We start from the raw sequence: 11,985 nt of genomic DNA, 5'->3' as shown, positions 1-11,985 counted from the left end.
GACTTGAGTATATACTTCCCGCCCCATTTTAGAGTTCGAAGGTTAAGATGAGAATCGCATTAGGTATCGAGTACAACGGTACAAACTACTTTGGTTGGCAGCGCCAAAGAGAAGTGAAAAGTGTCCAAGAAGAGCTAGAGAAAGCATTGTCCGTCGTCGCTAATCACCCAGTTGAAGTTCAGTGTGCTGGTCGGACAGACGCAGGCGTGCATGGCACGGGACAAGTTGTGCACTTTGATACCAACGTTACTCGAAAAATGGTAGCTTGGACCATGGGCGCAAACGCGAACATGCCGAGCGATATAGCGGTTCGTTGGGCTAAGGAAGTTTCAGATGATTTCCATGCAAGATTCTCAGCGACAGCGCGCCGTTATCGTTACATTATTTTCAATCATGCTTTACGTCCAGGCATCTTAAACTCGGGGGTTAGTCACTATCATGGTGAGCTCGACGAGAAAAAAATGCATGAAGCAGGGCAGTTCCTACTCGGCGAAAATGATTTTACGTCGTTTCGCGCGGCGCATTGTCAGTCTCGCAGCCCATTTCGAAACTTGATGCACCTGAACGTTACGCGCCATGGAAACTATGTGGTTATTGATATTAAAGCCAATGCGTTTGTGCATCATATGGTTCGTAATATCACAGGTAGCTTGATAAAAGTTGGACGTGGCGAAGAGAGTCCTGAATGGATCAAGTGGTTATTAGAAGCCAAAGATCGCAAACTAGCGGGTGCGACAGCGAAAGCGGAAGGTCTGTACCTGGTAGATGTAGACTACCCAGAAGAGTTTGGGTTACCTGAAGTGCCGATCGGTCCACTGTTTTTACCAGATAATTTGAACTAATTTTACAAACTTATTTCAAAATATCGGTAGTGTTTACATTGAATGTGAACGGAAAACATACGCTATTTACGATATCAAAAATAGGTACAACCAGTTTTTTATCTACAGTAGCTGCAAGATATGGTTTAATCCGTCGGTATTATGTCGAATTTATATCTTTCGCAATGAAGCGGAAGAGTTGAGAGAAAAGGTCTTCCATGAGTTGGCTTGAAAAGATTTTAGAGAAAAGCAATCTAGTAAGTTCACGCAAAGCTTCTATCCCAGAAGGCGTGTGGACTAAATGTACCTCTTGTGAACAGGTTTTATACCATGCAGAGCTAGAGCGTAACTTAGAAGTTTGTCCAAAGTGTAACCATCACATGCGTATGAAAGCGCGTCGTCGTTTGGAAACATTTTTAGATGAAGGTAATCGAGTTGAATTAGGTTCTGAACTTGAGCCACAGGATAAACTGAAATTTAAAGATTCTAAGCGATACAAAGAGCGTATCTCTGCTGCACAAAAAAATAGCGGTGAGAAAGATGCGCTAGTTGTGATGCAGGGTGAATTGCTTGGTCTGCCGCTTGTGGCGTGTGCGTTTGAATTCTCCTTTATGGGTGGTTCAATGGGTTCAGTCGTTGGTGCTCGCTTTGTGAAAGCCGTGGATGCAGCCATTGAAAATAACTGTGCGCTTGTTTGTTTCTCAGCAAGTGGTGGTGCTCGTATGCAAGAAGCATTAATGTCTCTTATGCAAATGGCAAAAACCAGTGCTGCGCTTGAGCGTTTATCAGAAAAGGGTCTGCCGTTTATTTCGGTTCTAACTGACCCTACAATGGGTGGTGTATCAGCAAGTTTGGCTATGTTGGGTGATATCAACATCGGTGAACCTAAGGCCCTCATTGGCTTTGCTGGTCGTCGTGTAATCGAGCAAACTGTACGTGAAGATCTTCCTGAAGGTTTCCAGCGTAGTGAGTTCCTACTTGATCACGGTGCTATTGATATGATCGTTGACCGTCGTGAAATGCGTCAGCGTGTGGGTGGTCTTATCGCTAAGATGACTAACCACAAGTCTCCTTTGGTGGTTTCGGTTAACGAATCTCCAAATGAAGAGCCATATTCTGTACCAGAAGCGGACGAAAAAGGGTAAAGTATCAACTAACATAAAAACCAAAGAATTTAATGGTTAAAGTTAGATGACCCAAAACCCAATTCCTCAAGCCACATCTTCATTAGAGATGTGGCTTGATTATTTAGCAAATATTCATTCCTCAGCAATTGATCTAGGCTTAGACCGTGTCCAAGCGGTAGCAAACAAAGCCAATCTTACCAAACCAGCTCCAACCGTAATCACCGTTGCCGGAACCAATGGCAAAGGCTCAACGTGTGCGTTAATGGAAGCCATTTTACTTGATGCTGGCTATTCAGTCGGTGTTTATAGTTCTCCGCACCTGATTCGTTACAACGAGCGTGTACGCATTAATGGCGTTGACGTTGTAGATGCCAAGCACTGTGAAGCATTCGATTATGTAGAAAAGCAGCGTGGTGATGTTAGCCTTAGCCTCTTTGAATTCGGTACGCTTGCTGCGCTACGTATTTTCCAAGTAGAGAAAGTTGATGTTGTCTTACTTGAAGTAGGACTTGGCGGCCGTCTAGACGCCACTAACGTTGTTGACCATGATGTTTCTGTTATTACGAGCTTAGCGATCGATCATGTGGATTGGCTTGGTGATGACATCAATGTTATTGGTTTTGAAAAAGCGGGCATTTACCGTTCAGGGAAGCCAGCAATTTGTGGTCAACCGACGCCACCAGCGACCGTGGCGGCTCATGCTGACGATATTGGTTCTGAGTTCTTCCAAGTAGGTATTCAGTACGATTACCAACTAACTGATAATGGTTGGAAATGGAGCAGTGGGGCATTTGAGTTAGAGGATTTACCAATCCCATCGCTACCATTACAAAATGCAGCCACTGCACTGATGGCACTAGGGGCTTCGGAATTGCAAATCACTGACATAAATATTGTCAATGGCTTGAATAATGCTCGTTTGGCGGGGCGTATGCAAGTACTGCATCACGAACCTGAAATAGTCCTTGATGTCGCTCATAACCCGCACTCTGCTGAGTATTTGGTAGAAAGAGTGAAGCAACAATATCTGGGTAAGAATATCCATATTGTGGTTGCAATGCTGCATGACAAGGACATTAAAGCAACCATTGAAGCGCTAACTCCAGTTGCAACACAATGGTATCCAGCGTCGCTTACTGGACCGAGAGCGGCGACCGCTGATGAATTGTGCCAATACTTACCTGATGGGCAAGTTCATTTTGAAAACCCTGTTGACGCCTTCGAGAGTGCGAGAAGCCACGCAAAGGCAGGAGACGTTATTCTGGTGGTTGGCTCATTCCATACCGTCGGAGAGGTATTGGAACATTGGCAATCAAATAATAAATAAGCAAAGGTATTTTGATGGCAAGTAAATTCCAAAGTCGTTTAGTCGGCACCATCATTCTAGTCGCAGTCGGAGTCATTGTTCTTCCCGATGTGCTAGATGGTAAGAAACTGCACTACAAAGAAGAATTTGCCAGTATTCCTATCAAACCAGAACTTGATAGTGATGTGGAAAACTTCGAAATATTAGAGCCAGTGGAAGACGACATTACGTTACCGGATTCTCCGGTTGAAGCTGTAGTGCAAGAACGTGAGGATGCTCAAGTAGCCGTTTCTGAGCCCGAGCCAGTGCCAACATCTAAACCTGAGGTCATCAAACAACCAGAGCAAGTTGAGGTCGTCACTCGTCCTGTTCAAGAGAAAAATCAATATGAAGATTCAGCTTGGATCATTCAGTTGATGGCACTTAAGAATCACGAAAATGCTGTCGCGCTTGTCGCGGATTTGCAAAAGCGTGGTTATCAAGCTCACACAAAGAAAGAAAACGAGTTTACGAGAGTGATTGTTGGCCCTGATGTGTCAAAAAGTAAACTTGAACGACAAGTTCAAGAATTACAAAAAATTACAGGTTCAAAAGGTCAATTGCTTAAATTTAAGCCATTAAATCCATAAGAAAACGTTTGCGTCAGCATTTTTTCTGTTAAAATGCGCGCCAACTTAAGATGAAGAAAAGATGAATTGGATAGATTTTATCATTTTAGGTGTGATCGGATTTTCAGCTCTGATCAGTTTAGTTCGCGGTTTTGCTAAAGAAGCTTTGTCTTTGGTGATTTGGTTCGGAGCGTTTTTTATCTCCAGTAATTACTATGCCAAATTGGCGGTGTACTTCACCAACATCGAAGATGATATGTTTCGTAACGGAGCGGCGATTGCGGCGTTATTTGTCGCAACCTTGGTAGTTGGTGCAGTGGTGAATTACGTCATTGGTCAACTGGTACAAAAAACAGGGCTATCAGGTACGGACCGAATTCTCGGGATTGTATTTGGTGGTCTACGCGGAGTCTTAATTGTTTCTGCGGTGCTGTTTTTTATGGATGCGTTTACTGCATTCCCAAGCTCGGATTGGTGGAAAGATTCACAGTTGATCCCTGAGTTCAGCCGTATCATCGCCCCATTCTTCGAGCATTTACAAGCAACATCAAGTTTTCTGTCTGGCACTATCTAGTAGTGCCAGCTACTGTCGCAAATCGAGGATTAGGACATGTGTGGTATTGTTGGAATCGTGGGCACAACGCCTGTAAACCAGTCTATTTATGACGCGTTAACGGTGTTACAGCATCGTGGCCAAGATGCCGCTGGTATTTGTACCATAGAAAGCAATCGTTTTCGTCTACGTAAGGCGAACGGTTTAGTCAAGGATGTGTTTGAAGCAAGACACATGCAACGCCTGCAAGGCGAGGTCGGAATTGGTCATGTTCGTTACCCTACAGCAGGCAGTTCAAGTGCTTCAGAAGCTCAACCTTTCTACGTAAACTCTCCTTTCGGTATTACACTTGCCCACAACGGTAACTTGACCAACGCTAACGAAGTTCGTCAGAAGCTGTTTGAAAAAGATCGCCGTCATATCAATACCACTTCAGACTCTGAAGTATTACTAAATGTACTGGCGCACGAAATTGACTCAGTAAAAGGAAATGTCACGACCGAAGACGTATTCCGCGCAGTCACCAATGTTCATCGCACAATTCGCGGTGCTTATGCTGTGACCGCCATGATCATTGGTCATGGTATGATTGCATTTCGTGACCCACACGGTATTCGCCCGCTGTGTTTAGGTAAGCGTGAAGTTAACGGCAGAGCAGAGTACATGGTTGCGTCTGAATCGGTGGCATTGGATGCGGTCGGTTTTGATTTCGTCCGTGATGTTGCACCTGGTGAAGCGATTTACGCAACGTTTGACGGTGAGCTTTACACGAAGCAGTGTGCAGACAATCCTAAGCTGAACCCTTGTATTTTCGAGTTCGTGTACTTTGCTCGTCCAGATTCGTTCATCGATAAAATTTCGGTATACAGCGCTCGCGTTGAAATGGGTAAAAAGCTGGGCGAACGTATTCGTGAAGATTACGCAAACCTTGATATCGATGTTGTCATTCCTATCCCTGAAACGTCTTGCGACATTGCACTGCAAATCGCTCAAGCGATCGATATCCCTTATCGCCAGGGTTTCGTGAAAAACCGTTATGTTGGACGTACGTTTATCATGCCTGGCCAGCAACAACGTAAGAAATCAGTACGTCGCAAGTTGAATGCTATTCGTTCGGAATTCAAAGGTAAGAATGTGTTGCTGGTGGATGACTCTATTGTTCGAGGTACAACGTCAGAGCAGATTATTGAGATGGCTCGTGATTCTGGTGCCAAGAAAGTGTACATGGTCTCAGCGGCTCCTGAAGTTCGTTTCCCGAACGTATACGGCATTGATATGCCAAGTGCTACAGAGCTTATTGCCCATGGCCGTGACAACGATACAATTTGTAAGCAGATTGGTGCCGATGCGCTTATTTATCAACGTCTAGAAGATTTGGTAGAGGCTGTAGGTCTTGGAAACCAAGATATTACTCAGTTCGATACATCCGTGTTTAACGGCGAATACGTAACGGGTGATATTGACCAACAATACCTAGATTTTTTGGATGGTCTTCGTAACGATGATGCGAAAACACAACTTGAAATCCAACAGGATTTAGCAAACCTAGAGCTTCATAACGAAGGCGCATAGGATGCGCTTTCTTAAGTCGTAAAAAAACCAGAGCTTTGGCTCTGGTTTTTTGTTTTCGCTATCTAATTAGTGAATGTTATAAGCGATCACAAAGTCAATAAAGAGGCGAACTTTCTCTGGCAGGTGGTCTTTGTGGTTGTAAAGCATATAAATGTCGCGCGGGTTTGCACTCCAATCTGGCAGTACGCGTACCAAATCGCCGCTCTCGATGTACTCTTTGATCATGACATCTGGCATTAGTGTGATGCCTAAACCTTCGGAACAAGCACTGCGCACCACATTGAGCGCGTTTGCTTGAAAACGACCACGATCAACATTCACCACAGACTCGCCTTTGCTATTAATCAAGGTCCACTTAATAAGTGGGTACCCTTTTAGCAATGAATGGTTAGAGAGCTCTTCTGCATGGTGTGGCGCAGGATTTGAGGTTAGATAGTCAGGGCTTGCAACGAGAATATCCTTCACTTCGCCAATCTTACGCGCGATGAGGCTAGAGTCGCGTTGCGGTCCCACTCGAAAAATTACATCCCATTCAGTAGGGTCAAGCTTGTCCGCATTATTCTCTGTCGTTAGCTCAATGTTGATGTCCGGGTACTGCTTCATAAAGCTGTTGAACATCGGCATCATCATTCGTTTAGTTAAGTTGTAAGGCGCGGAGATCTTAATCTTGCCGGATGCTCCTCGGCAGTCGTCAGTGATTTCCTCTGCTGCGGTTGTTAGCCTTTGTAGTAAAGGAGAGCACTCATGGTAAAAACGTTCCCCTGCTTCAGTGAGCGAAAGTTTGCGAGCATGACGGTTCAATAGTCGAAGATTGACAGAGTCTTCTAGCGCTTGAATGCGTCGGGTGATGGTCGCAACCGGGATCATGGTTTTTCGCGAAGTTGCGGTGTAGCTCCCATTTTCGACAACCAGTCGAAACAGGTTTAAGTCATCTAATTTCATATTTCCAGACACATTAAATTACCGATTACGGTTAATTTATAATTAACTTTGTGATCAAAGCTTGCTTTAAGTCAACATGTTGCATCATTTGAACACAGCAACCCTGTTTGAGTAAATACTGTTATACGCCGTAATATTTGTATTAATGCAGTTTCCGAGCTAAGTTTTATAACAAGGCAAAGCGGCCTCAGGTCTTGCTGTGACACGTTTTGCTGGAAGTAAACACAACAAAAATAATGACTTAATAATAAATCTGTTTTTTTGACTGAGCTTTGTGAGGGATAAAGGTATGTTTAAGACTCACAGTCAAACGGCAATGGTCTCGGCACAGGAAGTGATTAATCAAAAACTAATAATGTTGGTGGACGATGATCCAATATTTCGTAAAGTAACCAATGCCTATTTAGAAAGTCAGGGTTTTAAAGTAGTAGAAGCAGAAAACGGCCTAGAAGCGCTTCAACAACTCAGGGAATGCCAACCCGATCTTATCTTATGTGATTTATCGATGCCGGTCTTAGATGGTATCGAGTTCGTCGAAGAAGTTAGTCTCGAATACCCATATATGCCGCTTATCGTGGTATCAGGCACGGATGAAATGTCCGATGTCGCGAAAGCGTTGCGATTTGGTATTAAAGATTTTCTTCCTAAACCGATAGGTAATTATGAGCACCTATCTCAGGCGATAGAGAATACGCTAGAAGATACCGATAGCCACTTCTCAGAACAACGTGACTTTTCAAGTCAGTGGTTCAGGGTTGATGATGGTGGTGAAATCCCAGATGAACAAGAGCTGTATTGGCATCTGGAATATTTACAACAGAATCCGAGTGCGGCAAGAGATTTACTGCAAGCTCTATTGCCAGAAAAGGATGCTGCTCAGGGAGATTGGCGCTGCTCGTACCGTTTATTGCAATCGACGGATGTGATGCCCTTGGTTTTCGATTATCGTTGGTTAATGAATGGTCAATTTGCGTTTTATCTAGTTGATTCTGCTTCCCAAGCTAATGATGGAGTTGCGACGACATTGCTCGTTAGGGCATTGTTTGACGACTATCTCCGTAACTTGAAAAGTTTCAGTGCTGATCTCAAGGACATGGTAGGGATCATTGAAAAAGGAATTGAGTGTTCGGAGTGTGCGGGTGCAGTCAATGCTGTGTTTGGTGTCGCCGACCTCGCTTCATCCTCGGTCTCTATATTGCCTGCGGGTTTAGATAGCCATTGGTCTGACGGAAATACGAATCAACACATCGCAGCAGGTAACCGTTTAGGGGGAGGAAGTATGAAAAACTTCATCACCCGCGATTTACCGCTTAGTGTTGCAGGACAGTTATCTATCGGGTGTTTAGGTTCTTCAAGTTTTAGTTTAAGTATTACCCGGAAATCCCGACTAGTATAATTATGACTTGCAAACCAATAAGCAGCGTCCTTACGCTGCTTATTATCTTTTTAGAACCACCAAAACAACATACGTTTAGTTTAATAACCTTACTTTTTACTGGTTTTTAGATTTGGCTGTTTAATGTATAGTCAGCGCTTAAAACAATAATGACCCATTTGTGCAACGATAATTTAACGCTGTGCCTTGGGAGAAGCAAAGTCAACTAGTGAGAAGACACATCATGGCAGACAAAGATTTTAAAGAGCCTTATAATATTTTTTACTTTTTAGGTTTTATTGCAGTTCTTTTGATCCCAACACTTCCTGCAACGCTAACCTGGCTTCGTGTAATGAATGGTTACGCAGGCTTTTAATCTAGCTATTTTGTACCGGAGTTCACCATTCGTATTAAGCGTTACTTTTTCAATACTGTTGGTGGACTCTGTATTGTGCTCGGCATAGCCGGCATAGCCCTTCCACTTTTACCCACCACACCTTTTATTTTGCTTGCTAGCGCATGTTTTATGCGTGGAAGCCCCGCATTTCATCAATGGTTACATAACCACAAAACGTTTGGACCCATTCTCGGCAATTGGCATAAGCATCGGGCTGTTACTTCAAAAGTAAAAAAGCGTGGTGCGATTTTTATTGCGCTTAGTTTCATGGTTTCAATCGTTGTTGTCCCCCTCGTTTGGGTAAAAATTGGTCTTTTAGTGATGCTAATCGTTTTACTCAGCTGGTTTATGCGTCTGCCTGTGATTGAGTTGGTTGCTGACCGAGAAGAAAATCACTAAGATTGTAGAGAATAGTGTGCCCGCTCTTCGAGTGGGCGTTTGTATTTTCAGCGCCTGTGACTTTTACGAAAATAAGCACATAGTGGTGAAAACCTATTGTTCGTTGCCCTCGTGATACTGCGATTAGAGAGGGCGATGAGCCAATCTAAGTAAATCGGTATTATGACTACAGAAACAATTTCACTGATCAAATCTAGCATCAAAAGCATCCAAGACTACCCAAAGCCAGGCATTCTATTTCGTGATGTGACGAGCCTTCTTGAAGACGCGAAAGCATACCAAGCGACGATCAACTTACTTGTTGAACGTTACAAAGATATGGGCTTTACCAAGGTTGTGGGTACGGAAGCTCGTGGCTTTCTATTTGGCGCGCCTTTAGCGCTTGAGCTAGGTGTTGGTTTTGTACCAGTGCGTAAACCAGGCAAGCTACCACGCCCTACTGTTGCTCAATCTTATGAGCTTGAATACGGCGTTGATACACTAGAAATCCATACAGATGCCATCGTTGAAGGCGACAAAGTACTGGTTGTCGACGATTTATTGGCAACGGGCGGTACTATTGAAGCGACGACTAAGCTGATTCGCCAACTGGGTGGTGAAGTTGAGCACGCTGCGTTCGTTATCAACCTACCAGAAATCGGTGGCGATAAACGTTTAGAAGCACTAGGTCTAAACGTGTACAGCATCTGCGATTTTGAAGGACATTAATACATTCAATGAGTTATTTAGCTTTAGCGCGAAAATGGCGTCCTAATCAGTTTGACCAAGTTGTCGGACAAAAACATGTCCTGACGGCGTTGGAAAACGCACTGGCGCAAAACCGTTTACACCATGCTTATCTGTTCAGCGGGACTCGTGGTGTGGGTAAAACGAGTATCGGTAGGCTGTTTGCCAAAGGCTTGAACTGCGAAACCGGCATTACCGCGACACCTTGTGGTAAGTGTGATACTTGTCGTGAAATTGATGAAGGTCGCTTTGTCGATCTTCTTGAAATCGACGCGGCATCACGTACTAAAGTTGAAGACACTCGCGAACTGTTAGACAACGTTCAATACAAACCTGCTCGTGGACGTTTTAAAGTGTACCTCATCGATGAGGTGCACATGCTATCGCGTCACTCTTTCAATGCGTTGTTGAAAACCCTGGAAGAGCCGCCAGAGTATGTGAAGTTCTTACTCGCAACAACTGATCCACAAAAGCTGCCTGTCACTATATTGTCGCGTTGTCTTCAGTTTCATCTGAAACCAATCAGCGTTGATGATATTCACCAGCAACTTGACTACATTTTGGGTCAAGAGCAAGTATCGGCAGAACCAAAAGCACTGGGTATGATCTCACATGCTGCAGATGGCAGTATGCGTGATGCTCTCAGCTTGACTGATCAAGCAATTGCTTTAGGTAACGGTGCGGTGCAAGCCGATATTGTCAGCCACATGTTGGGGACGATTGATACCGACCAAGCGATTCACTTACTAGAGTCAATCAGCAGCAAGAAACCTCAACAAGCTATGGATAAAATCCAACAATTAGCGGCAAATGGTGTTGAGTGGGATGGTTTGTTGCAGCAAGTCGCAACACAGTTACACCGAATTGCGATGTATCAAGCGTTGCCCGCGTCGTTAGACCGAGCACAACCAGATGCAGAGAAAATTGAGCTGTTGAGTAAAGCTCTAAGCCCGCAAGACGTTCAGCTTTACTATCAAATTGCATTGAAAGGTCGTGAAGATTTGACCCTCTCGCCAAATGGGAGAGTCGGTTTGGAAATGATTGTGCTGCGTATGATGGCGTTCCGTCCATCAAATAACAGTGGGGCAAATGTTGTTTCTAGTAACTGCGAGCCAGCGTCATCTCCGGCTCAAAGTACCAGTCAACCAAAGGCTGCGCCAGCTCGGACAGTAGCAGCTCCTCGAGCTCAGCAGCCGAGTCCAGCACAAAGCTCACCACAAGTGGCGCCTCAACCTTCATCCAATTCACAACCTGAATATCACGCGAGTGGATATGAGACGGTTCCGCCACAGTATGATATGGCGCCGCCGATGAGCGAAAACCCTGCACCGCAGCATGAAACGCCACCTCAACAAGTGCAAGAGAGCGTTTCAATACCGGCGCGCGGTGGTCTAAGCGGTTTACGTCACCAATTACGTTCTCAGCGTCAAGGCCTACAACAGAACACTCCTCAAAATGGTGGCTCAAAAAAGCCTAAAGCGGCATCTGCACAACCAGAATCGGTTATCGACCGAGTAGCGCAATTGCATGGCAATTCCGCGCAGGTGTCGCCAAACTCAGCTCCGAAGTCGACGGAGCCACAAGTTGAGGAAGCGTATCGCTGGCGTCCAAGCAAGCCTGTTGAGACAAAAGTAAATACAAAACTGACACCTACGCAGCTCAAGCAGGCACTTGAGCATGAGAAAACGCCTGAAATGGCACAAAAGCTCATCGATGAGTCATTAGAACATAATGAATGGGCGAAGCTCATCAGCTTAATGGAGATCCCTAAGCTGGTAGAGCAACTTGCGCTAAACTCTCATTATAGTAAGGAAGGAACAACCGTTTCGTTACTATTGAGAAGCAGCCAAGCTCATTTGAATACTGATAGAGCTCAAGCCGAATTGCTCAAAGCACTTAATACCGTGTTAGGTGAAGAGTGCCACATGAGCATCGAAATAGGGGAGAGTGGAGAAACACCACTTGAACTGAGAGATAGGCTCTACCAAGAGAAATTACAGCAAGCGCTGAACAGTTTAGAAAACGATCCAAATGTTCAATTTATTGAACGTCGTTTTGCTGCAGAGCTTGATAAAGATAGTGTGCGCCCTATCTAATAATCGAATGGAATGGGGTTGAAAACCCAAAGGTATAACCCCATTAATTGATGCAACACCTCA

At 44.5% G+C, this 11,985-nt stretch carries 12 protein-coding genes; 11 read left to right on the top strand and 1 reads right to left on the bottom strand.

Annotated features, from left to right (window positions below; translation table 11 throughout):
- Positions 1-47 precede the first annotated feature (47 nt).
- The 6 genes from truA to purF all read left to right on the top strand — a co-directional run bounded on the left by truA (position 48) and on the right by purF (position 5,987).
- Entirely contained in the window at positions 48-842 is a 795-nt protein-coding gene (truA, locus tag R7O12_RS22145) for a tRNA pseudouridine(38-40) synthase TruA (protein ID WP_005380566.1), read from the top strand.
- Positions 843-1,039: 197 nt separating this feature from the next.
- Positions 1,040-1,966 carry an acetyl-CoA carboxylase, carboxyltransferase subunit beta gene (accD, locus tag R7O12_RS22140; RefSeq protein ID WP_005380583.1) on the top strand — a complete coding sequence of 309 codons (927 nt, stop codon included), beginning with the start codon at positions 1,040-1,042 and terminating at the stop codon, positions 1,964-1,966.
- Between the two features lie 46 nt (positions 1,967-2,012).
- Complete coding sequence (gene folC, locus R7O12_RS22135; RefSeq protein ID WP_005380586.1) at positions 2,013-3,275, top strand: bifunctional tetrahydrofolate synthase/dihydrofolate synthase; 1,263 nt, start codon at positions 2,013-2,015, stop codon at positions 3,273-3,275.
- 14 nt (positions 3,276-3,289) lie between these two features.
- Positions 3,290-3,883: an SPOR domain-containing protein gene (locus R7O12_RS22130; RefSeq protein WP_005380588.1), complete on the top strand. Its 594-nt coding sequence runs from the start codon at positions 3,290-3,292 to the stop codon at positions 3,881-3,883.
- A gap of 61 nt (positions 3,884-3,944) precedes the next feature.
- Positions 3,945-4,436 (top strand): CvpA family protein, encoded by a 492-nt coding sequence (locus R7O12_RS22125; protein WP_005380590.1) that lies wholly within the window; start codon positions 3,945-3,947, stop codon positions 4,434-4,436.
- A 36-nt stretch (positions 4,437-4,472) separates the two neighbouring features.
- Positions 4,473-5,987, top strand: a complete 1,515-nt coding sequence (purF, locus tag R7O12_RS22120; protein ID WP_005380592.1) for an amidophosphoribosyltransferase — start codon at positions 4,473-4,475, stop codon at positions 5,985-5,987.
- Between the two features lie 66 nt (positions 5,988-6,053).
- On the opposite strand, the gene R7O12_RS22115 is transcribed toward purF, so the two are convergent.
- A complete protein-coding gene (locus tag R7O12_RS22115; protein ID WP_005384959.1) occupies positions 6,054-6,929 on the bottom strand; it encodes a LysR family transcriptional regulator in 876 nt (291 codons plus the stop codon).
- A 289-nt stretch (positions 6,930-7,218) separates the two neighbouring features.
- Between R7O12_RS22115 and R7O12_RS22110 the strand changes: the two genes are divergently transcribed.
- From R7O12_RS22110 to dnaX, 5 genes are all read left to right on the top strand, one after another.
- The gene (locus R7O12_RS22110) at positions 7,219-8,325 is read left to right on the top strand and encodes a response regulator (RefSeq protein ID WP_005380606.1); all 1,107 of its coding nucleotides are present in this window, start codon (positions 7,219-7,221) and stop codon (positions 8,323-8,325) included.
- 223 nt (positions 8,326-8,548) lie between these two features.
- Positions 8,549-8,680, top strand: coding sequence for a hypothetical protein (locus tag R7O12_RS22105; RefSeq protein ID WP_005380608.1), 132 nt, complete (start codon positions 8,549-8,551; stop codon positions 8,678-8,680).
- A gap of 33 nt (positions 8,681-8,713) precedes the next feature.
- Positions 8,714-9,100, top strand: a complete 387-nt coding sequence (locus R7O12_RS22100; protein ID WP_373920817.1) for a YbaN family protein — start codon at positions 8,714-8,716, stop codon at positions 9,098-9,100.
- A 162-nt stretch (positions 9,101-9,262) separates the two neighbouring features.
- Positions 9,263-9,808 (top strand): adenine phosphoribosyltransferase, encoded by a 546-nt coding sequence (apt, locus tag R7O12_RS22095; protein ID WP_005380615.1) that lies wholly within the window; start codon positions 9,263-9,265, stop codon positions 9,806-9,808.
- An 8-nt stretch (positions 9,809-9,816) separates the two neighbouring features.
- On the top strand, positions 9,817-11,922 hold the full coding sequence (gene dnaX / locus R7O12_RS22090; RefSeq protein ID WP_318105515.1) for a DNA polymerase III subunit gamma/tau: 2,106 nt from the start codon (positions 9,817-9,819) through the stop codon (positions 11,920-11,922).
- Positions 11,923-11,985: the final 63 nt, after the last annotated feature.

This window comes from Vibrio sp. Vb1574 (assembly GCF_033338675.1).
The sequence above is the reverse complement of the archived record's forward strand: the minus strand, read 5'-3'. Positions and strand labels throughout refer to the sequence as shown.